The sequence below is a fragment of the Phormidium yuhuli AB48 genome, assembly GCF_023983615.1.
In the GTDB taxonomy this organism is placed as follows: domain Bacteria; phylum Cyanobacteriota; class Cyanobacteriia; order Cyanobacteriales; family Geitlerinemataceae; genus Sodalinema; species Sodalinema yuhuli.
In genome coordinates, this window is sequence record NZ_CP098611.1 from 2,171,808 (window position 1) to 2,198,283 (window position 26,476).

Genomic DNA, 26,476 nt, shown 5'->3' on the forward strand with positions numbered 1-26,476 from the left:
TAAGATTCGCTCCTTCCCTTCATTCTCCCTGTTCTGAGTCATACTCCCCATCATGTCCGATCTCGACCTTAATCAGCTTTTTCCCTTTCCCCTCGACGACTTTCAACAGGACGCCATCGCTGCCCTCAACGCCGGTAAATCGGCGATCGTCTGTGCTCCCACGGGGTCTGGAAAAACCCTAATCGGTGAATACGCCATCTACCGGGCCCTAGCCAACGAGCAACGAGTCTTCTACACCACTCCCCTCAAAGCCCTCTCTAACCAAAAACTGCGAGACTTCCAAGAGCAATTCGGTCCCGAGAATGTGGGACTGCTCACAGGGGACCTCTCCTTCAACCGCGATGCTCCCATCATCGTCATGACCACGGAAATCTTCCGTAATATGCTCTATGGAACCCGCATCGGCGAAGTAGGGACTTCAATTCAGGGCGTGCAAACCGTCGTCCTGGATGAATGTCACTATATGAACGATCGCCAGCGGGGAACGGTTTGGGAAGAATCCATCATCTACTGTCCCCCGGAAATCCAACTGGTGGGCCTATCGGCTACCGTGGCCAACAGCGACCAACTCACCGATTGGATTAGTCAAGTCCACGGCCCCACGGAACGCATCTATTCTGAACATCGCCCGGTTCCCCTACAATTCCTTTTCTGTAACCGTAAGGGCGTTTTCCCCCTGCTCGATAAACAGAACCAACGGCTGAACTCTCGTCTTAAACCCCAGCGGGGTGATAAAAACCGTCGTCGTAGCCGTCGCGATGGCCTCGCGATTAGTTATGTGGTCTCCCAACTGCGGAAACGGGAGATGTTACCGGCTATCTACTTTATCTTCAGTCGTCGAGGCTGCGATCGCTCCGTTAAGGATATGGGCAACCTCAGCCTTGTCAACGAGGAGGAAGCCGCCCAACTCAAACAGACTATTGACGAGTTCCTACGCCAAAATCCCGACGCGGGCCGGGAAGGACAAGTGGAACCCCTCTATCGTGGCATCGCCGCCCATCATGCCGGGATTCTGCCGGCCTGGAAAGCTTTGGTTGAACAACTCTTCCAACGGGGATTAATTAAAGTCGTCTTCGCCACGGAAACCCTGGCCGCCGGGATTAATATGCCCGCCCGCACTACGGTTATCTCTAGCCTTTCCAAACGGACCGATCGCGGTCATCGTCTCCTCACCGCCTCGGAGTTCCTACAAATGGCTGGACGGGCCGGGCGGCGGGGAATGGACGAACAGGGCTATGTGGTGACCCTCGATACTCCCTTTGAAGGGGCGATCGAGGCGGCTAACCTCGCCACGTCCAAGGCAGACCCCCTGGTGAGCCAATTCACCCCCAACTATGGGATGGTGTTAAACCTCTTACAAACCCATAGCCTCGACGAAGCCAAAGAACTGATTGAACGCAGTTTTGGTCAATATCTCGCCGGTCTTGGTCTACGTCCCCAACAACAGGCTCTCCAAGACCTAGACGCGGAAATCACCGCCGCCCAGACTAAATTTGAGCAAGTTGACCCCGAGTATCTCAGTAGTTACGAAAAACTGCAACAACGGCTCAAAGAAGAACGCCGCATTCTCAAAACCCTGCAACAACAGGCCGGAGATGTGCAGAGTAAATCCCTCACCCTGGCCCTGCAATTTGCCGTAGCCGGCAGTATCCTACAACTCAAAGGGCCCAATGTCCCGGTCTCCGACCCCCTCAACGCCGTTTTAGTCAATAAACTCCCGGGCCCTGGCAAAGCCCCCTATCTGATTTGCTTAGGGGCGAATAATCGCTGGTATATTGTCACCACCAAAGATGTGGTGAGTTTACGGGGGGAAATTCCTCGGTTGGAGGGGGTCGATTCCCTAACACCTCCCCCAGAGATGCCTCCTAAACCGGGACAAACCCGCAACGGGGGCCCAGAAACTGAGGCCGTCGCCCAACAAATCCCTGGCCTAGCTGCCCCGGATATCCCCCCAGAGGTCCAAGAATGGCAGGAACGGGTGGCAGACATTACCGCCGAACTGGAACGGCATCCCCTGACTCAATTTGGCAATCCCGGTACGTTGATTAAACGGGCCAAACGGTTAGCCCGGCTGCAACGGCAACGACAGGAACGGGAAGAGAGTATCCGGGTTAATTTGGCCCGTCACTGGGAGGCGTTCCTGGATTTGATTGATATTCTGATTGAGTTTGAGTGTTTGGATGGCCTCTCGATGAAACCGACGCTATTAGGGGAGTCCATCGCGGCTGTGCGTGGGGATAATGAGTTGTGGTTAGGGTTGGCTATCACCAGTGGATTGTTTGATAGTCTGACTCCGGAACAATTTGCGGCGGCCTGTGCGGCCCTGGTGATGGAGGTGCGATCAGATACCTGGACTCGTTATGCTATCACGCCGGAAGTGGAAGAGGCCCTGGGGGGTTTACGGGGATTGCGTCGCCAAGTGATTCAGATTCAATGGCGTTATCAAGTGGCTTTTCCGGTTTGGTTGGAATGGGATGCCTTGGGTTTGGTGGAGTATTGGGCCTATGGGGTGGACTGGACGGAACTTTGTGAGAATACGAGTCTGGATGAGGGGGATATTGTGCGTATCTTACGACGAACCCTTGATTTTCTCTCGCAAATTCCCCATATTCCCCATGCCAGTCCTGAGATTCGCCGCTTGGCTTGGGATGCGAGTGAGTTAATTAATCGCTTTCCTGTCCGGGATGAGGTTTAATAGAAAAGACGTAGGGGCGTACCGCAAGTGGCGCGCCCTAGGCAATAGGCAATAGGGATAACCCCCATCTATGGCACGACTTCTGAGAATTGGTATAATCTGCCATAAATTTTCTTTCCCCAAAAACGAAAATACTGTTTTTAGCTCTTTTTAGTCCACTGCGTAATCACTCATTTCTCGCATGAAAGGAGGGTAAAAACCTAGCACAATATCTTGTTGTGGAACACCCAAATTGACTAAATCTGCTGCAATATCATGCTCCGTTGAATTGTAAAAAATCCAAATTTTTTCATCGCGAATATCAAGATGGATCACACAATGATGAACCCAACGCTGATGTTGCCAACCCAGATGTACAATTTGATAGTGGTCGCGCTGGGTATCAAAAATCGTCTCTACCTCAATTTCGCCATAAGCGGGTTTACTTTCGGCATAACCCATCAACAAGTGCTGGACGATTTGTTGATACGTTTTTACTTGACCCGTTACTCCTTCCATATAATAACTCGCTCCAATTCAATGTCGTAAAAAATAATTTTTACAGAGTTTTCTTGCAGCATTAAAGCCGGAAATTCCAATTGAAAGAAGCTGTTATAGACTAGATGGGGGATGGCAAGATACAGAATGCGATCGGGGTCTTCAGCCACGATAAGCAATCTAATAAGCGAAATGTAACTCTAAACCTATTATACAAAATTAAGGGCGATCGCACTCCCTCAATCTCTTAATTCTTCTTAGCATTCCCACCCATAACCTATTCCACCCTCATTCACCTCCTACAAACTCGCGCCCAGCAACAGCCCAACCCACTCGCCTATACGTTCCTCAAAAACGGCAAAACCCCCACCAGCCAACTCACTTACCGCCAACTCGACCAAAAAGCCAAAGCGATCGCCGCCTACCTACAAACTCACCTCTCACCGGGGTCTAGAGTGCTCCTAGTTTATCACCAAAGCCTTGATGCGATCGCCGCCCTGTTTGGTTGTCTTTACGCCGGAGTCATCGCCATTCCCGCCCCAGACACCACCCCACTCCAACGCACTTTACCCAGACTAGAAGCCATCGCCACCTGACAGCCCAATTGCCAATGCCCACTGATTCCCACACCCAAGCCGTCCTCAACCACTACCACAAAGCCTTAACCTTTTGCCCCCATCCCGCGAAAATCCAAGAACGCATCGCGGCTCTCCATTGGACGCTCTGGGATATCCCCCAGGCGATGGAACATTAACTCCAAGCACAGGCGCTCAATCTCCAGGCTCGTTGGCATCACTGGCGCTTATACTTTGGCCTTCAACTCCTTGCAGGTCTAGAATCCCCTAGACTCCTCTTCCAAAAACTCTCTAGGAGTCACAATTAATATTTGAGATTCAACTTGGGTTTTTAAGGATAATAAATCGCGATCGCCAGTAATTCAGAAATATTGCCTGAGAATCGATCGCCAATTCTAAAAACTTGTTGTCATCAACATCTCGACAAATCTCAACCTGAGATTTTACTTAAATAAATTGACTATAATGTTTGACAACTCTCAAAAAATATTTTCGTTCTGCATCCGAAATTTATTTATCAAACTTGCGCTGGTAAATCCTGGCCACTAATTCTTGATTCGTCTCATCACTTTGAGAAATTTCAAAGCTATGATAAACTCGATTCAAGGCTTTTCGTGCCGTTCCTTCTGGACTCAAAACCGCACTGATTAAAACATTGGTGTCAATCACAATCAGCTTAGGATTCATCCGCAAGCAATTTCTGGATAACTTCTTCAGTTAATCCTCTTTGTTGAGCATTTTTGCCAATGCGATCAAAGACAGTAAAAAAATCATCCTCTTGGGCGTTTATTCGTTTATCAATTTCCTGTTTGAGCTTGATTTGCTCCTCTTTAGTAAGTTGTTGAACTAGAATTAATATCTTGTCAAAAGTTAAAGGGAGTTGATAGGTGTTGGATGTCATGGCTATTAGAACAGTTTCCTCTGGCGTTGGATTAAAAATCAATAACTTGATGGGTGGACATTGCCCACCCTACTCATTCAAAGTATCTAACCGATCTAAAATCTCTAAACCCCGCGCCACATCTCCCTGCATTACCAAGGCTTGAAAGCGGGTCTGAGCATCGAACTCAGCTAGTGCCAGTGTCGAGAGTTCTTCCATTAATTTATTTACACTGATGCCACGAGATTGAGCCAGTGCTTTCAGGCGAGAATGTTTTTCATCGGGTAAACGAATCGTTAAAGTTGCCATATACTTACTCCGTAATAAATACTTCAGGGGAAAGAATAGAAAGCTGGGGAAAGATGAGTTCGTGCTGCTGGAAATCTTTTACATTCTGGGTGACAATTGCCTCTGCATTGCCTGCGATCGCCAACTCAATCAAATGATTATCGGCTTCATCCCGCAAGTTTGGCCGCCATAAGTAATAAATCTGAACCCATTGACTCACGGACATCAAAGCAGCCAGCAATGCTTCAACATCTGCTTTCGGTAGCGGACAACGTACCATGACGTCTGACCTTGCCAGAATGGACTCATACTCCAAAAACAAAGCCGTTCCCATCAGGGGTTGATACTTGCCTTGTAAGCAGGCACGAAGCACGGCACGACTGACTCCATCGGCACTAATCAAAGCACTGACAAAAACATTGGTGTCAATCACAAGTTTGCTACACATGAGCCAATGATAGCATATATGCCATTATTGGGGATGAGGGAAATGATGCAAGTCCTATCAGCTTATCCAGAGAGCGCGTTAACATGAGAGGAAACGAGCAAACCCATGCGATCGCGCTACCATGACCCCAGCCATTAAACCCATTACTGATGCAGCATTAATGCAACTCAGTTCCCAAAATCCCGAACTGAGATTTGAACGCAATGCCGATGGAACTTTAAGCACAATGCCACCAACTGGAAAAATTTCTAGTAATCGAGAACTAAAAGCAGGTGCTTATTTATTCGCCTTTGTTGACTCTAATGAGTTAGGAGAAGTTTTTAGTTCGAGTGGGGGGTTTATACTTCCTAACGGTGCATTATGCTCTCCTGATGTTGCTTTTATTGCCCGAGAACGTTTACCAGAAGGATGGGATACTGGAGAAGACGAATTTTGCGATATAGTCCCTGATTTTGTCATTGAAATTCGTTCTAAGACGGATAGTTTAACTAAGTTACAAGCAAAGATGGCAAACTATATCGACAATGGGGTCAAATTAGGATGGTTAATCGACCGCATCAATCGTCGTGCTTTTGTTTATCGTGCTGATGGTTCGATTACGCAATATCCAGAGAATGCAATGCTAGAAGGAGAAGATGTGATTCCGGGTTTTACCATCGCTTTACAAAAATTGTTGTAGTTGTAGTAGGGGACACTGGTTTGTTAAAGTAGGAGGTCATCAAAGCCCCTGGAATTGAGTAATTCAGCCATCGTAACCGGGCGATTTATGAATCCCATTGCCATCGCTGGGGTGGTTTGTTTTCCCAATCCCCAGTGAGGACGCACCCAGTTATGCAGTAGCTGCTGGACATCTAAACTTCGCTGTAAACGACTCGATTGATAAGGGTCTATGTGGCACCCGGCGCCAAACCTCCTTAACTCTCTCCAAGGTCTAGAGTTCCCCCAGTTTATCCCCAAATCTCCTATTCCAAGGGTTTCAACCCTACGGCAACTGTAAGAATTTCGGGAAGCACTCCAGAAACTTTCCTGGAGGCCAGGAAAAAGTGTAGAGACAGATATCAGCCTGAAAACACAGGTTTGAGCTGAAGGTCCCAAAATTGGTTAAAATTCGGCTAGCTTTTCGGTTCCCACCCGACTCACACCAGACAAGGAAGAAGATTATGGTAAACGCCTTATTGCGGCGACTGTCTCAGCTATCGCTCCCGGTGGCCTTGTTTGCCCTACCGCTGCTACTGCCGGTTCCGGTTCACAGCCAGGAAACAACCGTGCAGAGTCGGGCTTCTGAGACTGAGGTGGCAGACCCCGCTTCAGAAGTGGCGCCCCCTGGCCTGGTGGTGGAAGCGGGAGATGCTCCCATTGATGCCACGATCGCCCTACGGATGCAGCAGGAACTCATGCAACTCCTGGGACGAGTTGAGAGTGCCTTGGTGGCGGCCCAGAGTTTGGGACAGCTGGGGGATGTTGCCCTCCAGAGTTTGGATGCCGAGTTGCAAGGGGTCACCATGAGTTATGTCGATGGCGGGACTCAGGTGGAGGCCGCCAAAACCCTCTTGCGGGAGTTTCCGGGATTAGTGCGACAGGGGAACTATGGGGAGGCACGATCGCGGTGGTTGGAGGCGCGATCGCAACTCTGGGCCAGTTACCCCAACGACCGACCCCGCAATAACGCCCCAGAAGTGCGCTCCATTTGGCTCGATCGCGGCACCATTGTTCGGGCCGGGTCAAAAGCTGGACTGGAACTTCTATTTGACCGTTTTGCCCGCGCCGGTATCAACACAGTCTTTTTTGAAACCCTCAATGCAGGGTATACCATTTATCCCAGCCAAGTGACGGGCCAACAAAACCCCCTCACGGAAGGCTGGGACCCCCTACAAGCCGCCATTGAACTGGCCCGGGAACGGGGGATGGAACTTCATGCTTGGGTGTGGGCCTTCGCCGTGGGCAATGAACCCCACAACCGCCTTCTGGGTCAATCCCCCAGTTTCCTCGGCCCGATTCTCAATGAGAATCCCCAATGGGCGAATATTGACCATCGCGGTGAGATTCGTCATCGAGGGTCCCGAAAAACCTTTCTCGACCCAGCCAACCTCGAAGCCCGTTGGTATCTCATCCGCATCATCGACGAGATTATCCTCAATTATGATGTGGACGGAGTGCAATTAGACTATATCCGCTATCCCTTCCAAGACCCCAGTGCCGAACGCAGTTATGGCTATGGGGAGGCGGGGCGATCGCGCTTTAAGGACATGACTGGGGTTGACCCGACCACCATTTCCCCCCGTCAGGTCGAGTTGTGGCAACGCTGGACGGATTTCCGCGTCAGTCAGGTGACGGAGTTTGTCGGCGAAGTCCATCAACTGCTGCAACGTCGTAACCCGGAGTTGATTCTCTCAGCGGCCGTGTTTCCCCAATCCCGCCACGATCGCATCCATAAAATCCAGCAAGACTGGGAAACCTGGATTGAACAGGGCATCATTGATGTCATCGTCCCCATGACCTACGCAGCGGACACGAACCGCTTAGGACGAATTATGACGCCGATGCTGAGCAATTTGCCCCAAGGGGCCCTGATGGTTCCCTCAGTCAAACTCCATGACTTAGAGGATATCGTTGCCGTTGACCAAATGCAGATGATTCGCGACTTACCCACCAGTGGTTACGCCCTCTTTGCCGCCGAACGCCTGTTTGACAACCTCAAGGAGATTTTGCAGCGTACCCAAATCGAGAGTGTTCAGCAACCCATTCCCTTCCGTCAACCCTTTAAAGCGGCCCTAGACCGTCATCGCGCTTTACGAGCGGAATGGCAATGGGTGTTAGGGTCTGAGCAAATCTGGATTGATGATGATAAACTCGCTCTCTGGAAAGAGGGAGATCAGGCCCTGAGTGAAGCCTTAACGGAACTGGCCAACTCTCCCAATCGCGAGCAAGTTCTCATCGCCCGTCAGCGCCTGAATAATCTACAAGATGGCATTCCTCAATGGTTGAGGCTGCATCGGGCCAGCAACGGCTATCAGGTCAATACCTGGGAAAACCGCTTACGGGCGATCGATGAACTTCTCGCCTATGGAGAACGACGGTTGGGCAACTGATAAGACCGCCCAACCACCGGGGGGCGAACCAGCGTCGCCCTCCGGCTCCGACGTAAGGACACCAGAACATCAGGGATGGTCTCAGGATGAATCAATGGCAGCGATTTTTAAAAAACTTAGGCGATTGGCGGGGGTCATTCACCCAGTTTTCCCCTCAAGGAACGGTCTTAACGGACATTCCCACTCGCGTCACTTTAGAGGGAGTTGAAAACAATAGCCTGGTACAACAACGGGTGTTCAAATATCCACCGGGAGAGCCTCAACCAGACCCAATTGAGTTAAACTATCGCACCCTAGGACGTAATATCCTCTTTTTTGAAGATGGGGCCTTTTCCTTTGGTTCCATGCAATTTTCCCCCGTTTCCGACTTCGGTGCCGAACAGGGATTTATCCATAACCAACGGCGGCTGCGACTGGTGCAACTCTATAAAAATGGGGAGTTCAGCGGTGGAACCCTGATTCGTGAAGTTCTCGATGGCGTCGATACTCCAGAATCCGCTCCCTTAACCGTCGATGAACTCCTGGGTGAGTGGCGGGGAACCGTTACGACGGAATATCCTGATTTCCGTCCCCCTGAGTCTTATGAGAGTCATCTTGTTATTAGCCGTCAGGGAAACCAACTTCAGCAATCCCTCAGTACCGCTCAATGGCAATTTTCCTCAACTGGAGAGATTGAGGGCGATCGCATCCTGTTTAATCAAAGCAGCGAACCCCGACAACTTCTACTCTTCCCTGATGGTGCATCCTGTCTCTGTCCTCTCACCATTCCCCGCCACCAGCCTTTTTTTCTAGAAATTGGCTGGCGACGAGAAGAGGGAGTCCGCACTCGGCTATTACGGAATTATGATGCCAGCGGGCAATGGGTCAGTTCAACTCAAATTATTGAAAAAAAATTGAGAACCGACTCAACATTGTGAGTATAGAGGTCGGGTATTGATTCCCCGTAAGTCGAGTCATGACCTGAGAGGCTACACCCGAGCTAACGTCACCCGTTCATCTTGATCTTGATATTTGCCCTGGCGATCTTGATAACTCACAGAACAGGGGTCTCCCTCTAAGAACAGAAGTTGCACAATCCCCTCATTGGCATAGAGACGACAATCGGCACTGGAGGAGTTGGAAAACTCCAAGGTTAAATGTCCTTTCCAGGCAGCTTCAGCCGGGGTTAGATTGGCAATAATACCTGCCCTAGCATAGGTGCTTTTCCCAATACAAATAACAGTGATGGTACTGGGAATATCCAAGCGTTCTAGGGCAACCCCCAACCCATAGGAATGGGCCGGAAGAATGAAGTAAGAGCCGTTGGCATCTTCACACAGACGAGTGGGTTCCAAGTTGTCCGGGTTAAAGTTTTTCGGGTCTACCACCGTTCCCGGGATATGTCGAAAAATCCGAAATTCCGCCGGGGAAAGGCGAATATCATAGCCAAAACTGCTTAAGCCGTAGGAAATCACCGGAACATCACCAACGCGGCGAACTTGCTGAGGCTCAAAGGGGGAAATCATACCCTGTCCAGCCATTTGGGCGATCCAGGTATCGTTTTTAATCACAATCAGTTGAAGTTGAGTTGCAGGAACAAGGATTAGGAGTCAGCTTTTTACCCTACCCTATTTTGAGAGGATTGTGATGGGGGGCGGGGATAAGATTTGCCCCAGAGGACGTGGGGGCCGTGACCTCCCTTATACTGAGGAGGGGGAAATTGGGGAGATAACCCCACCCTAACGCTTGTTGCACTGTTTAGTCGAGGAGAGACAGTTTGTGAGATTGGTCATTCTAGGAGGACCCGGAGCTGGAAAAGGAACCCAAGGCAAGTTACTCTGTGACAACCTGGGCATCCCCTGGATTGCAACGGGGGAGATTTTCCGGGGGGCGATCGCCGCTGACACCGCCTTGGGAAATCAGGCGAAACCCTATGTGGAACAGGGAGAGTTGGTTCCTGACACCATCGCCATTGAGTTTATTCGCGATCGCCTCAGTCAACCGGATGCGGCCCAGGGATGGCTCTTAGATGGCTATCCCCGCACCGCGTTTCAGGCGGAAGAATTGGATTTTCTGCTCCAGGATATGGGACAACGACTCGATTGGGCCATTTGGCTGGATGCACCGGTGGAAGTTTTGATGCAACGCTCCCTAGAGCGATCGCGGGATGATGATGCCCCCCAGATTATCCGACGGCGCATTGATTTATTCCATCAACGCACGATTCCCATCACCGGCTATTACAAACCCCAGGAGAAACTGTTACGGGTGGATGCCGATCGCCCCCTAGAAGCCGTCCAGGAGGACTTACTCGCTCAACTGAAGGCTCCCCAACCCTAGGTTCTCCGCACTCAGTTCACAGAAGATGACAGCCTTCAGGTACTCTGGATCGCGCCTATCACCCATATCATCCATGTCTTCGATTCTCAAACAGCTTCAACAGCAGTTCAGCCTGGCCCTCGTGGCCGCCTTCGGGGAGGAGTTCGCCAGCACGGACCCCCTCTTGGCCCCAACCAATAACCCCAAGTTTGGCGATTATCAAGCCAACTTAGCCATGTCCCTGGCAAAACCCCTGAAGCAGAAACCTCGGGATATCGCCACTCAACTCATTGAGGCCTTGGATGTCTCTGATTTGTGTTTCCCCCCGGAAATTGCCGGGCCGGGGTTTATTAACCTGCGACTGAAACCCGAGTTTCTGCAATCGCAATTGCAACAGATTCAGGGGAGCGATCGCCTGGGAATCGCCCCCACTCCCCATCCAGAAACGGTGGTGGTGGACTTTTCCAGCCCCAATATCGCCAAGGAGATGCACGTAGGCCATCTGCGATCGACCATTATTGGGGATGCGATCGCCCGAGTCTTAGAATTTCAAGGTCATGATGTGCGACGCCTCAACCATGTCGGCGACTGGGGAACCCAGTTTGGGATGTTAATTGCCTATCTCAAAGAAGTCTATCCCAACGCCTTAACTCAAGCCGATGCTTTAGATATTGGCGATTTAGTCAGTTTCTACAAACAAGCCAAAATCCGCTTTGACGACGATTCCCAATTCCAAGAGCAGGCCCGCAACAATGTCGTCAAGCTACAATCCGGGGATGCCGAAACTCGCCAAGCCTGGAAACTCCTCTGTGATCAATCTCGACGAGAATTTCAGAAAATCTACGATCGCCTCGATGTGGACCTCAACGAACGGGGGGAATCCTTCTATAATGACCATCTCCCCCAAGTCGTCCAAGACTTAAAAGACGGTGGCCTCCTCGTCGAAGACCAAGGGGCCCAATGTGTCTTCCTAGAAGGCTACCAGAACAAAGAGGGTAAACCCCAACCCCTGATTATCCAGAAATCCAATGGCGGTTATAACTACGCCACCACCGACTTAGCGGCCCTGCGTTATCGGATTCAGGAAGATGGGGCGACACGGATTATCTATGTGGTGGATGCGGGCCAGGGAACCCACTTCGCCCAAGTCTTCCAAGTGGCCCAACGCGCGGGATGGCTTCCTGAGAACGTAGAGGCGGTTCATGTTCCCTTTGGCTTAGTGCAAGGGGAAGATGGGAAAAAGCTCAAAACTCGCGCTGGGGAAACGGTACGTCTCAAGGATTTATTGGATGAGGCGGTGAACCGGGCCCGAATGGATTTACAAACGCGCATTGAGGCGGAGGAACGCTCAGAAACCCCGGAGTTTATTGAACAGGTGGCTGAGGGGGTGGGGATTAGTTCTGTGAAATATGCGGATTTGAGCCAAAACCGCACCAGTAACTATGTCTTTAGTTACGACAAGATGTTATCCCTGCAAGGCAACACCGCCCCCTATTTGCTCTATGCCTATGTGCGGGTGCAGGGGATTAGCCGTAAGGGAGAGATTGATTTTGAGGAGTTAAGCAATTGTCAATTAATACTCTCGCAGGAGACGGAACTGGCCCTGGCTAAACATCTCTTGAGCTTGTCAGAAATTCTCGATGAGGTGGCTCAGGAGTTACTCCCGAATCGCCTCTGTCAATATCTGTTTGAACTGAGTCAGAAATTTAATCAGTTCTATGACCAATGTCCGGTGTTACAGGTGGAGGAACCATTGCGAACCTCTCGTTTGGTGCTATGTGATTTGAGTGCAAGAACGCTTAAGTTAGGCTTGTCGTTGTTGGGGATTACGGTGTTAGAACGGATGTAAGTTGGGGAGACAAACCACGGAGGCACAGAGCACACAGAGGGAGAGGAGAGGGGGTTGAGGTTGGGGGGATAGGTGGCTCGGCTTCCTGTTTTGAGGCGAGGTTATGGTGTCGAAACATGTGCGATTGGGCATAGGGGTGAGTCGGTGGCTCAGGGAGGTGTGGTGGCTTGTGCCGATTCTCTTGTCTGGGCTTTATGTGGTCAGTGAACGGACGTTTTACTGGACGGATTTTGTTGTTTATCAGCATCGTGTGACGGAACTGGTTTTGGCGTTTCAAGGGTCATTTGAACTGGGGGTTGAGCGGATTCTTAATTCTCTCAATGGGGATTATAATTTGCTCTATGGGATTCCCCTGTTGCCCATTGCTCTGGTTTTTGGAACCTCGCGACTGGTTTATATTCTCAGCCTAATTGTCCTCTATGGGTTGCCGTTTCTTGCCCTAACGGCTTATGTATTGCGGTATCTCGAACCCACGGTTCAACGGAAAACCTCGTTCTATCGGGGGCTGATGCTGGGGGGCCTCATGCCGATGACTTGGATTCCTAGTTTGCGGGGATTTCCGGATACGGTGGGGATGCTCTGTGTGGTGGCGGCCAGTGGTTTGTATCTGGGAAGGGAGGGCTGGTGGCGGTTTCCGGGGATTGGGGGGTTGTTGGGGTTAGCGGTGTTGTTTCGTCGCCACTTCGCCTATGGGGGCCTGGCGGTGGGGGGGGCGATCGCCCTGGTGGAACTCTGGCTGCTGCTGCGATCGCATCCCTGGACATCTACCGCTAAACTGAAACGGCAGCTTTGGCACTATAGTTGCACTATGGCAGCGATGGCCCTGTCTGGCTTGGCTGTGCTGCTGCTAGTTGCCCCAGGCTTCACCTATCGCGCCCTCACGGCTAATCATCGGGCGGTGTATGCCTCTTTCAGTGTCCCTATTCCTGAAAGTATCGACTATTTCGCCTCCGCCTATGGCTATCTCATCTGGGGATTCGTGATTTGGGGGATTTGGCGTTGTTGGCGCTATCAGCCTCTGGAGAGACGGGCCGGCGCGTTTTTGCTGCTGTGGGGAGGGTTGGCGATCGCCTTCCAGGTGTTCCTACTGCGCTACGATTCTGTCCATTACACCCTGCATCTGACTCCTGTGGTGATTGTGGGGATGAGTCTACTCTGGCGATCGCTCTCTCGCCATTCCCGGCCATGGCTACTGGGGCTGTTGTGTCTGAATCTCATCTTAGCCCTGACTCCTCTGGGAACCCAGACGTTTCCGGGCCGCCACCTTTTCGCCAGCGCCCATCCCCCCCTCGTGCGGGGAGACACTCAGGAACTGCTGCGTTTGGTGGAGACTCTCCATGAATTAACCCCCAATGATGAGCCAGTTCACCTCATCGCCGCCTCCAGTTCTCTCAATCGCGGCTTAATTCGCAACGCCCATTGGCAGAAATACGCCCCGGAGTCGATTCCCCTGTCTTGTCATATTCCCTGTGGACTTGACATTATCGGACTTCCCACGGCTGACTCCAATAGTATTTATCCCCTAGAACCCCTCTTAGCCGCTGAGTACATCGTGTTAGCGGAACCTCTGCAATATCATTTACCCCGACCGCAACAGCAGGTGATTGCGGTTCCCTATGAGATATTTGAGGAATCCTGGGCTATCACCGAGGATTTTGAGCGGCTCCCGGATACCTTTAGACTAGAAAACGATGTGAGGGTGTTTCTCTATCGGCGACGACGGCCCACAGATTGGCAAACCGCCGTCAATACCTTGATTGAGATGCAATCCCGTTTCCGCGATCGCCCCGGCCTACAGTCAGATTGGCTCAATCTTTCCCCGAGGATTCCCCTCCAGGGACAATATCAGGGGAGTAATCCCGCCAATTTCACCCTTGAGAGCCTATCTGAGCCGTTACATCTCCTCTATATTGGTGAATTTCCCAATCCCCAGTCTGTTCGCCTTGGCGTTTCCCCTCATCCCAATCCCCTATCTCTTGCGGCTCATCTACTCAACGCTCAGGGTGAGAGCATCGCCACGGCTGAGGTTATCTCAGAGTCTATCACCCTCACCTCCGAGGAACCCGCTGCCTATTTGCTACTGACGTTAACCCCTGCAACTCCTATGTCCGTTCAATTAAGGCAGCTTACAGTACGGTAGCTGATATTAAAGAAAAATCCTGTATATGGGAATATGGTTTAATAAGATTTCATGACCCGAGCAATTTCACGGTCTTGTTGCTTGCGTTTGAGGCTGTCCCGCTTATCATGAAGTTTCTTCCCTTTGGCTAAGCCAATACTGACCTTGACCCAACCATTTTTAAGATAGAGTTTGAGGGGGACAAGGGTTAGTCCTTGTTGTTCGACTTTCCCGATCAATTTGCGAATCTCATTGCGATGTAGGAGTAACTTCCGGTTTCGCAATGGGTCATGGTTAAAATACTGACTAGCAATGTCATAGGGGGAGATATGAACATTATGCAGCCAGGCTTCATTACCCCGAATTAGAGCATAGCCATCCCGCAGATTCACCCGGCCTTGACGGATGGACTTCACTTCAGTCCCCTGTAAGGCTAACCCGGCTTCGTACGTTTCCAGGATGCTATAGCGATAGCGAGCCTGTCGGTTATCTGCAATAACTTTATAGCCGGAACTGGTATCTTTTGCCATAGGTATTCTTTCGTGGGTGATTGTGGTTAAGTTACTCTTATCTTTATTTAAGCGCGGTTAGGGAATTTTTGCGACTGTTGCCTGAATCTCACGTCTAAATTTAGGGCTGAAAACATGGCCATGAGCTTACAAAAGTTTACAAAAAATCGAATAGGGAGTTTAAATGTACCCAGACTCCATGATAAACTCGAAGATAGCTTCCAATCCCAACGAGAGCATCGAAGGGGGGCTTAACACCTGTTTAGGGTAGTATGACAAGCCGTCTTTTGACAAATTGGATTGTTTTCGCTAAGACAGACTCGTCAGCAAATAGCCCCCATTAGATCTCATCGTTTCAACCATTTTAATGAAAGGAGAACCCGTGTTGAAAAAGCTTATTTCTACAGTCTTGGTTTTTGCAGCCTTAGCTCTATTTAGCTTAAGTGGAACCGCTTACGCCGGTGACGTTGCCAGCGGCGCTAAAATTTTCAGTGCCAACTGTGCTGCGTGTCATGCCGGGGGTGGCAATGTGGTCAATGCGGCCAAAACCCTACGCAAGGATGCGTTGGAGAAATATGATATGGCATCTGAAGAAGCTATTATCAACCAAGTGACGAATGGCAAGAACGCCATGCCTGCCTTTAAGGGGCGTTTAAGCGCCACAGACATTGCTGATGTGGCGGCCTATGTGATCTCCAAAGCTGAAAGTGGTTGGTAAACCCTTAATCTAACTCATTCAGGTTAACCCTAAAAGCCGCGTGAGGGAGTTGGGCTGTTTGATGTCCACTCCGGCACGCGGCTATTTTGGGGGCTGAGGGAGGCTAGCCTCCTCGGGAAAAGGCTCCCATGACTAGGGCGGATAGGAGCAAGCCGGGTGAGAGTAACAGGACTAGCATCAAGAGTTCATGGGGGGTCATAGGCAAATCTCCTCAAGGGGGTCATGGTATCGGTTGGCTGTTTTGATATTGTAGACGACATCGCTAGGTCGAGGCGGGGGAGGGAATTTTTTTACGTTTGGTTAAGATTGTCGTCAGGGGCAAGGCTGGAGGTTTCGATCGCCCGTAGGAGGTTTTGCCAATCCTCTTGATGACAGAGCCATGGGTAGATGGGAATACCGGTGGCTGTTTTTTTGGGGCAATAGACAATCTGGTTATTGTCAAGGCTGAGGTCTTTGAGCGATCGCAGCGTGTAGGTACGATCGAGTTTTCCCGTCAATTTATACAGAGTTAATTCATGCTTCGAGAGGGTGAGATAGGTTTTATTGACAAATAAATAGCCTCCATAGAGGGTAATAAAACCGGAGATGAGGCTAAAGGGAAATCCTCCCTTCAAAGAGACGACAAAGGCATCTAAAAGAACAAAAATAGAGGCCATCACTAAGGTGATACCAATCCCTCGCCGATAGCGAACTTGCAATTCCTCAGCCATAGCTCCTCAATCTTGAGTCATCATCATCGGTTACCGTGGCCGCACTCTAACTGCGGCGAATGTTAAAACAACACCATTCTTGGCGTTTCCAGAGGGTTGCCACAATCCAGCCATGTTGTTCTAAGACATCTGCCATGGGTTTGGCTTGTTCGAGGAGAACCCCACTGATGACCCCCCAGGTATGGGGAGCGGCAATGGCACTCATTTGGGGAACCAGCTCGACAATGGTTTCCGCCAAGATATTACAGAGGATGGCGTCGACGGGTTGATGATTGGCTAGACTGGGGATGCGATCGAGGCTGCCCTCTTCCACCACCATGATCTCGCTGGAAATGTTATTGAGGGCTTGATTGGCCCGAGCGGCTTTCACCGCCAAGGGGTCCACATCTACAGCGTAAATCTTTTTCGCCCCCAATAGGGCGGCCCCAATGGAAAGAATCCCCGAACCACAGCCAATATCGGCGATGACGGGATGTTCTTCACCGAGACTGAAACGCATTTCTAGGGATTCCAGACAGAGTTGGGTGGTGGCGTGGGCCCCGGTGCCGAAGGCCACCCCGGGATCGAGTTTCAGGAGAATGCGATCGCTCCCTTGGGGGGGATCGAGCCAGGCGGGATAGACGATAAAGCGATCGCCAATATCCGTCGGCTGCCAATGTTCCTTCCAGCTACTGGACCAATCTTCCTCCTCAATCAGATGCCAACGAGTCCCTGGCGGGGGTAAATCAATGGCGATCGCATCCTGGCGTAGCCAGAGGGATAGGGCCGCTAAGTCCAGCATTTGCACCCGATCTTGATGGAGATAGGCTCGCATCAAACAGGAGTCTGCTTGTGCTTCACTCACCACTCCCCGACAGCCGAAGTTTTCCAAACGCCAGAAAATGGTTTCCTCTAACGCTGGATGTCCCAAAATTTGGATTTCCCACCAGCTACTGCTCATAACTCCTCTCAATCTTAAGTTCGGCTGCTCCAGGTCCTGAGGAGGCGATCGCCCGACGGGGCTGCTGAGGAGCGATCGCCCTAGACCCCCTGAGTCTGCCTACATTGTGACGGTATAGGCGTCACGAATTCCAGACACCTTGAGAATTTCCTCTAAAATGCCTTCGGGTAAGGGATCATCCAAACTCAGTACCATCACCGCATCACCCCGGACAATCTTGCGTCCGACCTGCATACTGGCAATGTTGACATTAAAGCTACCCAACAGGGAGCCAATGCGGCCAATAATCCCCGGCATATCCCGGTGACGGGTAAAGAGCATATGTTGAATCGGTGGCACATTCACCGGGAACTCATCCACGTTGGTAATGCGCAGTTCCCCATCCCCCAGCAGCGCCCCCGTGACCGTATGCTGGCCCCGGGAGCCTTTGGCTTCGAGATGGAGGGAATCCGTATAGTCGCGAACTGAAGCATCGCGCATTTCAATAATACGGATGCCCCGTTCCTTGGCTTCAATGTTGGCATTCACATAATTGACCCGTTCCCGTAGAGCGGGGGTCAATAGGCCTTTGAGAGCGGCAATGGTAATCGGCTTGCTGTCTTGATTGGCCAAATCCCCTTGTAGGGAAATCGTCAGAGACTCCACCCGGCCCCCGGCCAGTTGTCCCACCATATTTCCCAGGGTCTCGGCCAGTTCTAGATAGGGACGGAGTTTAGCCAACGCATCGGGATAGAGTCCGGGGATATTGACGGCCGAACGAGCGGGAAGTCCCAGCAGCACATCGCGAATTTGTTCGGCCACATCCACGGCAACATTCACCTGAGCCTCAGCGGTGGAGGCCCCCAGGTGGGGAGTCAGAATCAAGTTTTTACCGCCATCCCGGAGGGGAGAGTCCTCTTCCAGGGGTTCATTGCCAAAGACATCGAGCGCCGCACCGGCGATGCGTCCTTCTTTCACCGCTTCGGCCAGGGCCGCTTCATCGATGAGTCCTCCCCGAGCACAATTGATAATGCGGGCCGTGGGTTTCATTTTAGCCAGGGCCTCGGCGTTGATGAGGTTGGCGGTTTCCTCGGTGCGGGGAATATGCAGGGTGATATAGTCGGCTTCTTGAATCAGAACATCGAGTTCCACCAAACGGCAGCCAATTTGTTCGGCCCGTTCATTGGAGATATAGGGATCATAGGCAATGAGTTTCATCCCCATCGCTTTAGCAACATTCGCCACATGGGAGCCGATTTTACCTAAGCCAATCAATCCCAGGGTTTTCTTGTAAATTTCTGCGCCGATAAAGGCTTTACGATTCCAGTCCCCGCTTTTGACGGAGTGGTTAGCATCGGGGACATAGCGAGAGAGGGACATCATCATCGCTAAGGCATGTTCAGCCGCAGCAATGGTGTTTCCTTCGGGAGAGTTGACGACGACAATCCCCTGACGGGTGGCCGCCGCCACATCGACGTTATCCACCCCCACCCCGGCGCGACCAATGATTTTCAGTTGTGCGCCGGCTTCAATGACCTCTTTGGTGACTTGGGTTCCCGAACGAATCATCAAAGCATCGTACTCGGGGATAATCGAGATGAGGTCGGACAGAGGCAGTCCGGTTTTTTCATCAACTTGCGCGACTTGAGAGAGAATTTCGATCCCTGCGCGATCGACGGAATCGGAAACAAGAACTTTTGGCATAATGTGCAGCTTGGTGTTCGCTTATGGCAACCCCTCCCCATCGCTCGTGTGTCGGTTAGGGAGAAGAGGGCGCGATCGCTGGTGATTTGACGTTTGCAGCTTAAAGACACACTGCTCCACCGCCCGCCCGCAGATAGCCATTGTATCGGGAAAGCTGCACCGAGGGCGCTTTTTTTCTCGATCTTTAGCTAACTGTTCCCTAGATGCTACCAGAACTCCTTCAGGAAAGGACTAGACCTGCCGATTTTAGGACTGATTGACCCTCTCTGGGCTAGAAACCCGTTTGGCAGCAACCTGGCTGACACCTCTGCTGTCATGTCTCAGGGATACCTCCGGTCAGGCTAGGCTATGATCTAAGATAAGCATGTACTCTAATACTTCATCAATATATCTTAAAATGTCAGATAGGGAGATGTCACTCGCATCGCTATTTTGGTGAATAATCTGATTTCGCTTTTTCACAATACTGTCTATTAGCTCTAATCTTTCCTGGGAAATCTTTAAATCCAAACCCAGCCTTTTGAGGAGTCGCAGCACTTTATAGGGATTTCCAGATATATATGAATCTATATCCTGCCTTTTTATTGTTATTCTCATATTCTCAAATCGCAACTCAGCATCTTTCAAATCTTTAGGAAATTGAATTGACCACTTAACTAAGTTGTAGGGAATCTCTGACGTTGCCAAGATCCTATTAATACTATCTATTTTATGACAGACAATATCTTTGGTGTACGATTCTAGGTAGATACAAATGTTGACCAAAAATGCTTTAGTCATAAAATTATAATTTTCAGAAAAAAATGGATCTGGGGCTGCATCAACCTGTGTAACTCTTTTCTCTGTTTCATGTACAATAGTTCTCAAATCTTCGTATAGCTCCAAATATTTTTTGTAAATGTCAGTCTGATAATTTCTACTCATCAGAACATACTTCTTCTAACTTTTCTTCCCACATTTTCCGCCTTCGTAAAATAGAGTTTTTGTTTTGCGAACCACTATTTATCGAGCTACGAAACTCAGGCTCCTGACAAAGTTCTTGAAATTTAGATTGAATAACATTCTTCTTGGAGGTTAAACTCTCTTTAGAACGATTTCGGAAACTGTGCATTAGCAGATCGTAGTAGATGAGGCTTTGACGAGTTCGTTCCTTAGTTGTATTGACAAAAACTGTATCGCCAAACACCGCTACGCACTTATCTAGTGTCTGATGAAATTCTTCTCGAAATTCATTTATTTTTTGCTCCGATATGTTTTGATTTCTTTCCATGTACTCATCTAAGTACTTAGAAAGTCGGCCTTGGTAGACATCCAAACTATCTCGCAAAGCGAAGTAACGCAAGACTTGTTCTTCAGCTTCTAGGGAGTCTTTTTTACTCTGACCTGATTTTCCTAGTTTAAATTTTTTGATTTCGTCACGTTCTGCCAACTCAGTCAGCAGGTCATCAAAAGGACCTCCATAGAGCGCATGACGAATTTCCTGGCTTGAAAGCTGAACAGCCCCTTGATTGAGGCGAGAGAAAATCTCTCTGACGAGATATTGGGGGTTGGTTTTTCTCAAGATAATGCAGCGAATTGTTGTATTTTCAAGCTCTGATTGATAATCTCCGAGCTGAGAAAAGTATTTTCCTTCTAAATTCTTGAATTCTGTAAGCTCTTCTAAGGGGAATTCATCAGCAAAGAAACGATGGACTGTTGTCAGCCTTTGGACACCATCAATAACATAGTGATTTCCCTCCTGATCTTCAGCAAAATAACAGGATGGTAAAGGAATTCGCATTAAACAGGACTCGATAAACCGTGAGGCTCTCTGCCAACCTTCTTTATCCCATTTATATTTTCGTTGAAAATCTGGATTCAACTTTAATTTATTTTTTTTTATTCTGGCAATTAAAGTCTCGAATGGGTAGTCTATTGGATACAAATCCAAAGAGCGGTTACTGGCTATAGGGCTATTCATCGTCAATAGTCAACGGTTACGTCTGTGAGGGTGCTTGTTGTCAGGCGTTCATGACTCAAGTATAGAAGTTTTGGAGGTAGCTATGAAGAAACCGAAAGCCTTAGCGACGTTCTTGATTTAGTTTATGCTTGTTTTAGCATAACGTATTTGGTCTAGCCTATGCTCGGAAAGACAATTTTGTCAAGTGCTAGACTTGTGTTGCGGCTCTAGCTGTAATCGGCTCTACCTCCCCTGAAGCCTCCCGAGTCTCAGGAGGCTCTGGCTCTTCAGGAGGATGACAGGGTAGAAGCCCCTTAGGAGGAGTGGCCAGGAGTGAGGAGGCGGGGTAGTCTAAGTTTGATGGGCGAGTCCCACGGCTTGGGAGATGTGAGATAAGCCCTGTTGCTCCAATTTGGCTACCAGTCCTGAGAGAACTTGTTTGGCGAGTCCGGGCCCTTGGTAAATCCAGCCGGTGTAAACTTCCAGCAAACTGGCTCCAGCGGTGATTTTGTCCCAAGCATCATCGGCACTGGCGACTCCTCCGGTGCCGATGATGGGGAGTTTGCCTTCGGTGTATTGCCAAATTTCCCGAATCACGTCTGTGGAGCGTTGTTTCAGAGGGGCGCCGCTGATACCTCCGGCTTCGTCCTCCAGTAAGTTTCCTGTTTTGGCCAGCCGTTGGGTTTTTAACCCCGTTCGGGAGATGGTGGTGTTGGTGGCAATGACTCCCCCTAAGTCTAGCTCCAGGGCTAGATCGAGAATGGCCTGTATTTCCCCGGTTTCCAAATCGGGGGCAATTTTGACTAGAATAGGCTTAGCATCTGCATTGATATCCATCAGGGTTTTTAAAATTTGCTCCAAACGTTCCGGAGCCTGGAGCGATCGCAGTCCTGGGGTGTTGGGCGAGGAGACGTTGACCACAAAATAGTCCCCGAGTCCTTGCAACACCTCGAAGCTATCGCGGTAGTCCTCCATTGCCTCCTCTAGGGCTGTTACCTTGGACTTACCGAGGTTGATGCCGATGGGAATGGGGGGCAGTTCGGGCGATCGCACCGGCGTTAAGTTCTGGGCCATCATCTTGGCCCCACAATTATTAAAACCCATGCGATTTAAGGCAGCCTGGTCTTCAATAAGGCGGAACAGTCGTGGGGGAGGATTTCCGGGTTGGGGATGCCATGTCACCGTCCCGAGTTCTGCAAATCCAAATCCCAAGGCCCCCCAGAATTGCCCCACTTCACCATTTTTGTCAAACCCCGCTGCTAAGCCGAGAGGGTTGGGAAAGGTTAGACCCCAGAGGGTTTGTTGCAGGCGCTCCTCGGGAAAACAACATTGGCTCCGCATTTGGGAGGCGATCGCCCGCGCGACAATGTTAGGCGGAATCACCGTCTGCTGGCGTGAAAGATATCGTAGGCTCGCTATAAACTGCCGGTGTACCCATTCGGGATCGGCTGTGGCGAATAGGATTGGGCGAAAAATGTCTTGGTATAGGTTCATGGCAACCCCTTAAACTCCATCCTTTTCATTCAACCCTACACTGGACTCAAGGGCTATCACGGCCCCAGTCCTGAGGTACATTCTTTGGCCATTCACTGATCTGTTTCCCCACCCGGATTATGCAAGACGCTCACGCAACCAGCTCCAAAAATTCTCTGATTAGTCTCAGTCAGACCCTGCAAATCCTCCGGGAGCAGGAGAGCATTGATGGGTTAGTGACCACGACTCTGGCCTACCTCCGGCGTGAGTTTAACTATGCACTGTTGTGGGTTGGACTCTATGACCGCCTCAGCCATCGTCTGCAAGGGGTGGCGGGAGAACTGACCCAAGAGGGTCAGCCGAAAATACCTCAACAGTTTGCCCTGAGTCCTGGGGATATTATGGAGCAGACGGTGATTCAACAGTCCCCTGTCCAGGTCGCCGATTTACGGGAGGAAGTCCGGGGGGGAGAATGGCAGGCTCTAGCCAGTCGCTATGGGATTCAAGGAACAACGGTGTTTCCTTTGTGTCATCGCCATCTCTGTTTTGGGGTGGTGGTGTTGGGGTCCCATCTTTGGGGAGATTTTCCTTCGGTTGAGCAGCGTTCTGTCCTCTCGATGCTCTTTGGGGAGTTGGCGATGGGATTCCATCAAGCGGATCTCGATGAGCAACGTCAACGGCTGAAACGTCCCCATGAGCCGTTGTTGGAGATGATGTCTCAGTTGCAGGAGTCTCAGAGTTTGGATCACCGTCTCATGACGATTGTGGCGACGACGCAACAGTTTTTGATGCCGGCTCGGACTCATATCTATTGGTATGATGGCGATCGCGAGCTGTTTTGGTTACGCAGCCGAGAACAGGCCGCCTATTCCGGTGGTCAAAGTGTACCCCGAAGAACGACTCGGAATGGGTCTCAACCTGGGGCAGCTGGTGAAATTCCGTTGGCGGAGTTTGGTGGCTTTTATAAAACTCTTTGTGGTAATCGCTTGGTGGCGATTGGTGAGGCGTATTCCTCGTTAAAGGCAGATGCAACCACTCGTTTGATGGCGCAAATTGGGGCGCGATCGCTCCTGGCGGCTCCGATTCTCTCTAAAGGACAGTTGTTAGGTTTTCTCTCGGTAGAGGGGACGGAGGCTCGTATTTGGAGGGAGGAGGAGAAGGATTATATTCGCGGTGCGGCCCAGTTGGTGGCGATTGCTACACCCTTATCCCATCTACAAGAGCGCATGGCGGAGATTGAGGAGGATCGGCATTTGACGTTGGCCTTACCGGAGGAAGGGACGAATTTGGACACCTATAGCCAACGGCTGAGTCGACGGCTTAGAGATGCGCCGGTGTTGGTGTTTTCGGCGGATTCACAGACGAATCAGATTGAGTTACTCTCCGTCTGTCCGACTGCTTCCGGTTGGCAAGCGGGGGAGTCATTTCCCTCTCTGTCATTTGTGGATTGGCAGTTGCTGCAACATAGTGAGGGGGCGATCGCGCTCCAGTTGGGAGAGGATTTTAATGAAACCTCTACCCGAGGCGGGGGGGATATGCGCCTGACCTCTTGGCAACCGTTGTTTATTGAGGCGGGGGTGCGATCGCCCCTGATTGCTAATACGGAACCTGGACAACTTCCGAAACACTTTGTGGTGATTGCGGAGCCGTCTGAACGGGTTTGGACCGAGTCAGAACGGGAGTTAGTGACCCTAGCCAGTCGTCAAGTGGGGCAAATTCTCCGCAGTCAGGCCATCCAACAGAAAAGCCAACAAAACCAAAAGATGGTGAAGGGGATTCGTCATAGTTTGGATTGTTTGGCCAATGCTGAGACTTGGGAAGCGGCAGAAGCGAGTCATATTCAGTATCTAGCACAGATGTTGGAATCTTCCTTTGTGGGCCTTGTGACCTGGGAACCGGGGCTCAAAACGGGGATTCTCAGTACCTTGGTGGAGCAGGAGGCCTATGGAATTTCTCCAGGCCAAGAGGTGAGTGTGAAGAAGGAACGACTTTTGCAAAAGGTGCTCTCTCATTCCGGGGTGTTTGGTCCAGTTGCCGTTGATCGACTGCCTGCGGTGAGTCAAGCTTGGTTGGGTCCGTTGCAAGGTTTAGTGCTGCGGGCGATCGGGCTACAAACCTTTGCGAGTAGCAAGGGGACTGGGGTGATTGTAGTGGCGGATTCTCCTCAACGGGAGTGGACAGAGCGTCAGGTGGAGGTGTTGGAATTATTAGCGGGGCAGTTAGCTTGGGGACGGCGGGCGGTGTTATTGGAAAAACGACTCAATCGTTATCGCGATCGCCTTGACCCCCTGAATTGGTATAAACAGCACCGTTTGGAAGAGCTTTATCGCAGCATTGGTTTAGACATTAAACAGCTCACCCAGTTAACAGATTTAACAGGAGGCGTGGCGAATTTAGAGGACGATGATAGTCGGGCGCGATCGGTGCAACAGGTGCGTCATCAGGAGTTGTTACGCCACCTCTCCGATAGTCTCAATGGTGCCATTCATCTGTTGAAGTATGAGCAGTGGCGTTTACAACTGAAACCGGAGCCGATCTCAATTGTGCGGTTGTTTGCCAGAGTTTTGGAGCGAGTCGAACCAGCGACAGCGAAACGTCAGATTTGGATGCAAGTGCATCGAGACCAAAATGTCAGCCTTTACGCAGATCCAGCCAAGTTTGAGTTAGTGTTTGTAGAAGTGTTGCTGGCGGCCTGTCGGCGATCGCCCGTGGGGGGAAGAATCGATATTTGGTATCATCCAGTGACAGCAGAAGGAGAAGCAGGGACAGAGTTTATTGAACTATCAGTTACGGATGGTGGTGAAGTCAGTCCCCGGATTTTAGGAGCCTTCCAGCCTGCGATTCTCAGCGCCCCCCGAAACAAGCGGGACGCACTAGCCGCCTCTCCACTAGACCGTCCACCCGGGTTAGAGTTAATTATTTTCGAGCGTTTAATGCGTCAGATGGGGGGAGATTTTCTAATTGAGAAGATTGAGGATGGACGCATTGTCAGTCGTCTATTAGTGCCTCGGCATTCTTAAACCTGTCAACAGTAGCAGAGAAACCAAAGTGGCAGAGAAACCGAAGTGGCAGAGAAACCGAAGTGGCAGAGAAACCGAAGTGGCAGAGAAACCGAAGTGGCAGAGAAACCGAAGTGGCAGAGAAACCGAGTGTCTTCAAGACACCCGGTTTCTGGTATTCGACCCAAGTTTACCCAAATTTGGTTGGGTTAACGGTTAGGGTCAGACACTCGGTGTTTGGGAAACACCGGGTGTCAAAACTTGACATTTTCCACCTAAAAAACCAAACAAGTCATAATATTTGCGATATTTTAATCTATACTATTAGTAACAGCAAAAAACTACAATGACCAAAAAGAAATATGAGGTGGGATATGGCTGTTTTACGTGAATCCCCATTGGCCCAAGAGTTGTTCCGGGAGGGACGAGTTGAAGGACAACGGGAAGGAAAACTCGAAGGACAACGGGAAGGTCAGTTGGAACTGGTGTTACGGTTATTGACTCGTCGGGTGGGGACGCTGGATGAGTCTTTAGTGCAACGAGTTCGAGGTCTGTCTTCCGAGGAGTTGGAAGGGTTGGCTGAGGCGTTATTGGACTTTTCTGATGTCTCGGATTTGCAAGATTGGCTGGCTAATTTGACCGCTTAATTGTTGGGATAAGACACTCAGTGTTTTTGGAAACACCGGCTGTCGATTCAGTGGCGGGGAAACCGAGTGTCTCCAAGACACCCGGTTTCTGGTATTCGACCCAAGTTTACGCAGATGTGGTTGGGTTAGTCGCTAGGGTC

General features: G+C 50.5%; 26 protein-coding genes and 1 pseudogene. 12 read left to right on the forward strand and 15 right to left on the reverse strand.

Annotated elements, in window-relative coordinates:
* Positions 1 to 52 precede the first annotated feature (52 nt).
* Positions 53 to 2,695, forward strand: coding sequence for a DEAD/DEAH box helicase (locus tag NEA10_RS09320; RefSeq protein ID WP_252665068.1), 2,643 nt, complete (start codon positions 53 to 55; stop codon positions 2,693 to 2,695).
* Between the two features lie 150 nt (positions 2,696 to 2,845).
* On the opposite strand, the gene NEA10_RS09325 is transcribed toward NEA10_RS09320, so the two are convergent.
* Both NEA10_RS09325 and NEA10_RS09330 read right to left on the reverse strand, forming a co-directional pair.
* The gene (locus NEA10_RS09325) at positions 2,846 to 3,193 is read right to left on the reverse strand and encodes a XisI protein (protein WP_252665069.1); all 348 of its coding nucleotides are present in this window, start codon (positions 3,191 to 3,193) and stop codon (positions 2,846 to 2,848) included.
* On the reverse strand, positions 3,181 to 3,351 hold the full coding sequence (locus NEA10_RS09330; RefSeq protein ID WP_374111880.1) for an element excision factor XisH family protein: 171 nt from the start codon (positions 3,349 to 3,351) through the stop codon (positions 3,181 to 3,183). The genes NEA10_RS09325 and NEA10_RS09330 overlap by 13 nt, the downstream gene beginning before the upstream one ends.
* Before the next feature lie 111 nt (positions 3,352 to 3,462).
* Between NEA10_RS09330 and NEA10_RS09335 the strand changes: the two genes are divergently transcribed.
* Together NEA10_RS09335 and NEA10_RS09340 are read left to right on the forward strand one after the other, a co-directional pair.
* On the forward strand, positions 3,463 to 3,768 hold the full coding sequence (locus NEA10_RS09335) for an AMP-binding protein (protein ID WP_252665327.1): 306 nt from the start codon (positions 3,463 to 3,465) through the stop codon (positions 3,766 to 3,768).
* Positions 3,769 to 3,782: 14 nt separating this feature from the next.
* Positions 3,783 to 3,926, forward strand: coding sequence for a hypothetical protein (locus NEA10_RS09340; protein WP_252665071.1), 144 nt, complete (start codon positions 3,783 to 3,785; stop codon positions 3,924 to 3,926).
* Positions 3,927 to 4,257: 331 nt separating this feature from the next.
* Here NEA10_RS09340 and NEA10_RS09345 read toward each other — a convergent pair whose 3' ends face one another.
* From NEA10_RS09345 to NEA10_RS09360, 4 genes are all read right to left on the reverse strand, one after another.
* Positions 4,258 to 4,434 (reverse strand): hypothetical protein, encoded by a 177-nt coding sequence (locus tag NEA10_RS09345; RefSeq protein WP_252665072.1) that lies wholly within the window; start codon positions 4,432 to 4,434, stop codon positions 4,258 to 4,260.
* Positions 4,424 to 4,648 (reverse strand): hypothetical protein, encoded by a 225-nt coding sequence (locus NEA10_RS09350; protein WP_252665073.1) that lies wholly within the window; start codon positions 4,646 to 4,648, stop codon positions 4,424 to 4,426. Before NEA10_RS09350 ends, NEA10_RS09345 begins: the two co-directional genes overlap by 11 nt.
* A gap of 69 nt (positions 4,649 to 4,717) precedes the next feature.
* Positions 4,718 to 4,936: a toxin-antitoxin system HicB family antitoxin gene (locus NEA10_RS09355; protein WP_252665074.1), complete on the reverse strand. Its 219-nt coding sequence runs from the start codon at positions 4,934 to 4,936 to the stop codon at positions 4,718 to 4,720.
* 4 nt (positions 4,937 to 4,940) lie between these two features.
* A complete protein-coding gene (locus NEA10_RS09360; RefSeq protein ID WP_252665075.1) occupies positions 4,941 to 5,363 on the reverse strand; it encodes a putative toxin-antitoxin system toxin component, PIN family in 423 nt (140 codons plus the stop codon).
* 121 nt (positions 5,364 to 5,484) lie between these two features.
* Between NEA10_RS09360 and NEA10_RS09365 the strand changes: the two genes are divergently transcribed.
* The gene (locus tag NEA10_RS09365; RefSeq protein ID WP_252665076.1) at positions 5,485 to 6,042 is read left to right on the forward strand and encodes a Uma2 family endonuclease; all 558 of its coding nucleotides are present in this window, start codon (positions 5,485 to 5,487) and stop codon (positions 6,040 to 6,042) included.
* Between the two features lie 23 nt (positions 6,043 to 6,065).
* Here NEA10_RS09365 and NEA10_RS09370 read toward each other — a convergent pair.
* Positions 6,066 to 6,230: pseudogene (locus tag NEA10_RS09370) on the reverse strand (IS1 family transposase); the annotation flags it as partial.
* Between the two features lie 293 nt (positions 6,231 to 6,523).
* Here NEA10_RS09370 and NEA10_RS09375 point away from each other — a divergent pair.
* On the forward strand, positions 6,524 to 8,452 hold the full coding sequence (locus NEA10_RS09375; protein ID WP_252665077.1) for a glycoside hydrolase family 10-like protein: 1,929 nt from the start codon (positions 6,524 to 6,526) through the stop codon (positions 8,450 to 8,452).
* 86 nt (positions 8,453 to 8,538) lie between these two features.
* Positions 8,539 to 9,369, forward strand: coding sequence for a DUF3598 family protein (locus NEA10_RS09380; protein WP_252665078.1), 831 nt, complete (start codon positions 8,539 to 8,541; stop codon positions 9,367 to 9,369).
* A gap of 51 nt (positions 9,370 to 9,420) precedes the next feature.
* On the opposite strand, the gene dcd is transcribed toward NEA10_RS09380, so the two are convergent.
* Positions 9,421 to 10,002 carry a dCTP deaminase gene (gene dcd, locus NEA10_RS09385; protein WP_252665079.1) on the reverse strand — a complete coding sequence of 194 codons (582 nt, stop codon included), beginning with the start codon at positions 10,000 to 10,002 and terminating at the stop codon, positions 9,421 to 9,423.
* 208 nt (positions 10,003 to 10,210) lie between these two features.
* Here dcd and NEA10_RS09390 point away from each other — a divergent pair, with 208 nt between their 5' ends.
* The 3 genes from NEA10_RS09390 to NEA10_RS09400 all read left to right on the forward strand — a co-directional run bounded on the left by NEA10_RS09390 (position 10,211) and on the right by NEA10_RS09400 (position 14,739).
* On the forward strand, positions 10,211 to 10,771 hold the full coding sequence (locus tag NEA10_RS09390; protein ID WP_252665080.1) for an adenylate kinase: 561 nt from the start codon (positions 10,211 to 10,213) through the stop codon (positions 10,769 to 10,771).
* A 73-nt stretch (positions 10,772 to 10,844) separates the two neighbouring features.
* Positions 10,845 to 12,599, forward strand: coding sequence for an arginine--tRNA ligase (argS, locus tag NEA10_RS09395; protein ID WP_252665081.1), 1,755 nt, complete (start codon positions 10,845 to 10,847; stop codon positions 12,597 to 12,599).
* Between the two features lie 103 nt (positions 12,600 to 12,702).
* On the forward strand, positions 12,703 to 14,739 hold the full coding sequence (locus NEA10_RS09400; protein ID WP_252665082.1) for a glycosyltransferase family protein: 2,037 nt from the start codon (positions 12,703 to 12,705) through the stop codon (positions 14,737 to 14,739).
* 38 nt (positions 14,740 to 14,777) lie between these two features.
* Here the strand turns inward: NEA10_RS09400 and smpB are convergent, their stop codons facing one another.
* Positions 14,778 to 15,248 carry an SsrA-binding protein SmpB gene (smpB, locus tag NEA10_RS09405; protein WP_252665083.1) on the reverse strand — a complete coding sequence of 157 codons (471 nt, stop codon included), beginning with the start codon at positions 15,246 to 15,248 and terminating at the stop codon, positions 14,778 to 14,780.
* 364 nt (positions 15,249 to 15,612) lie between these two features.
* Here smpB and petJ point away from each other — a divergent pair, with 364 nt between their 5' ends.
* Entirely contained in the window at positions 15,613 to 15,945 is a 333-nt protein-coding gene (petJ, locus tag NEA10_RS09410; RefSeq protein WP_252665328.1) for a cytochrome c6 PetJ, read from the forward strand.
* A gap of 290 nt (positions 15,946 to 16,235) precedes the next feature.
* Here petJ and NEA10_RS09415 read toward each other — a convergent pair whose 3' ends face one another.
* From NEA10_RS09415 to NEA10_RS09440, 6 genes are all read right to left on the reverse strand, one after another.
* Positions 16,236 to 16,655 carry a hypothetical protein gene (locus NEA10_RS09415; RefSeq protein ID WP_252665084.1) on the reverse strand — a complete coding sequence of 140 codons (420 nt, stop codon included), beginning with the start codon at positions 16,653 to 16,655 and terminating at the stop codon, positions 16,236 to 16,238.
* 46 nt (positions 16,656 to 16,701) lie between these two features.
* On the reverse strand, positions 16,702 to 17,595 hold the full coding sequence (prmA, locus tag NEA10_RS09420; RefSeq protein ID WP_252665085.1) for a 50S ribosomal protein L11 methyltransferase: 894 nt from the start codon (positions 17,593 to 17,595) through the stop codon (positions 16,702 to 16,704).
* A 99-nt stretch (positions 17,596 to 17,694) separates the two neighbouring features.
* The gene (gene serA / locus NEA10_RS09425) at positions 17,695 to 19,278 is read right to left on the reverse strand and encodes a phosphoglycerate dehydrogenase (RefSeq protein WP_252665086.1); all 1,584 of its coding nucleotides are present in this window, start codon (positions 19,276 to 19,278) and stop codon (positions 17,695 to 17,697) included.
* A gap of 336 nt (positions 19,279 to 19,614) precedes the next feature.
* Positions 19,615 to 20,202, reverse strand: coding sequence for a HEPN domain-containing protein (locus tag NEA10_RS09430; protein WP_252665087.1), 588 nt, complete (start codon positions 20,200 to 20,202; stop codon positions 19,615 to 19,617).
* On the reverse strand, positions 20,195 to 21,238 hold the full coding sequence (locus tag NEA10_RS09435; RefSeq protein WP_252665088.1) for a DUF262 domain-containing protein: 1,044 nt from the start codon (positions 21,236 to 21,238) through the stop codon (positions 20,195 to 20,197). Before NEA10_RS09435 ends, NEA10_RS09430 begins: the two co-directional genes overlap by 8 nt.
* A gap of 330 nt (positions 21,239 to 21,568) precedes the next feature.
* Entirely contained in the window at positions 21,569 to 22,711 is a 1,143-nt protein-coding gene (locus tag NEA10_RS09440) for a quinone-dependent dihydroorotate dehydrogenase (protein WP_252665089.1), read from the reverse strand.
* A 119-nt stretch (positions 22,712 to 22,830) separates the two neighbouring features.
* Between NEA10_RS09440 and NEA10_RS09445 the strand changes: the two genes are divergently transcribed.
* Together NEA10_RS09445 and NEA10_RS09450 are read left to right on the forward strand one after the other, a co-directional pair.
* Positions 22,831 to 25,710, forward strand: a complete 2,880-nt coding sequence (locus tag NEA10_RS09445) for a GAF domain-containing sensor histidine kinase (RefSeq protein WP_252665090.1) — start codon at positions 22,831 to 22,833, stop codon at positions 25,708 to 25,710.
* Positions 25,711 to 26,063: 353 nt separating this feature from the next.
* Entirely contained in the window at positions 26,064 to 26,336 is a 273-nt protein-coding gene (locus tag NEA10_RS09450) for a DUF4351 domain-containing protein (protein ID WP_252665091.1), read from the forward strand.
* Positions 26,337 to 26,476: the final 140 nt, after the last annotated feature.

Excerpts from the sequence above, each read along its gene's own strand:
- serA (WP_252665086.1), bottom strand. The coding sequence starts at position 19,278 with ATGCCAAAAGTTCTTGTTTCCGATTCCGTCGATCGCGCAGGGATCGAA.
- NEA10_RS09320 (WP_252665068.1), top strand. The coding sequence starts at position 53 with ATGTCCGATCTCGACCTTAATCAGCTTTTTCCCTTTCCCCTCGACGAC.
- NEA10_RS09450 (WP_252665091.1), top strand. The coding sequence starts at position 26,064 with ATGGCTGTTTTACGTGAATCCCCATTGGCCCAAGAGTTGTTCCGGGAG.
- prmA (WP_252665085.1), bottom strand. The coding sequence starts at position 17,595 with ATGAGCAGTAGCTGGTGGGAAATCCAAATTTTGGGACATCCAGCGTTA.
- NEA10_RS09340 (WP_252665071.1), top strand. The coding sequence starts at position 3,783 with ATGCCCACTGATTCCCACACCCAAGCCGTCCTCAACCACTACCACAAA.
- argS (WP_252665081.1), top strand. The coding sequence starts at position 10,845 with ATGTCTTCGATTCTCAAACAGCTTCAACAGCAGTTCAGCCTGGCCCTC.
- NEA10_RS09350 (WP_252665073.1), bottom strand. The coding sequence starts at position 4,648 with ATGACATCCAACACCTATCAACTCCCTTTAACTTTTGACAAGATATTA.
- NEA10_RS09400 (WP_252665082.1), top strand. The coding sequence starts at position 12,703 with ATGGTGTCGAAACATGTGCGATTGGGCATAGGGGTGAGTCGGTGGCTC.
- NEA10_RS09435 (WP_252665088.1), bottom strand. The coding sequence starts at position 21,238 with ATGAATAGCCCTATAGCCAGTAACCGCTCTTTGGATTTGTATCCAATA.
- NEA10_RS09360 (WP_252665075.1), bottom strand. The coding sequence starts at position 5,363 with ATGTGTAGCAAACTTGTGATTGACACCAATGTTTTTGTCAGTGCTTTG.
- NEA10_RS09445 (WP_252665090.1), top strand. The coding sequence starts at position 22,831 with ATGCAAGACGCTCACGCAACCAGCTCCAAAAATTCTCTGATTAGTCTC.
- smpB (WP_252665083.1), bottom strand. The coding sequence starts at position 15,248 with ATGGCAAAAGATACCAGTTCCGGCTATAAAGTTATTGCAGATAACCGA.
- NEA10_RS09365 (WP_252665076.1), top strand. The coding sequence starts at position 5,485 with ATGACCCCAGCCATTAAACCCATTACTGATGCAGCATTAATGCAACTC.
- NEA10_RS09380 (WP_252665078.1), top strand. The coding sequence starts at position 8,539 with ATGAATCAATGGCAGCGATTTTTAAAAAACTTAGGCGATTGGCGGGGG.
- NEA10_RS09415 (WP_252665084.1), bottom strand. The coding sequence starts at position 16,655 with ATGGCTGAGGAATTGCAAGTTCGCTATCGGCGAGGGATTGGTATCACC.
- NEA10_RS09440 (WP_252665089.1), bottom strand. The coding sequence starts at position 22,711 with ATGAACCTATACCAAGACATTTTTCGCCCAATCCTATTCGCCACAGCC.
- NEA10_RS09325 (WP_252665069.1), bottom strand. The coding sequence starts at position 3,193 with ATGGAAGGAGTAACGGGTCAAGTAAAAACGTATCAACAAATCGTCCAG.
- NEA10_RS09430 (WP_252665087.1), bottom strand. The coding sequence starts at position 20,202 with ATGAGTAGAAATTATCAGACTGACATTTACAAAAAATATTTGGAGCTA.
- NEA10_RS09345 (WP_252665072.1), bottom strand. The coding sequence starts at position 4,434 with ATGAATCCTAAGCTGATTGTGATTGACACCAATGTTTTAATCAGTGCG.
- NEA10_RS09355 (WP_252665074.1), bottom strand. The coding sequence starts at position 4,936 with ATGGCAACTTTAACGATTCGTTTACCCGATGAAAAACATTCTCGCCTG.
- NEA10_RS09375 (WP_252665077.1), top strand. The coding sequence starts at position 6,524 with ATGGTAAACGCCTTATTGCGGCGACTGTCTCAGCTATCGCTCCCGGTG.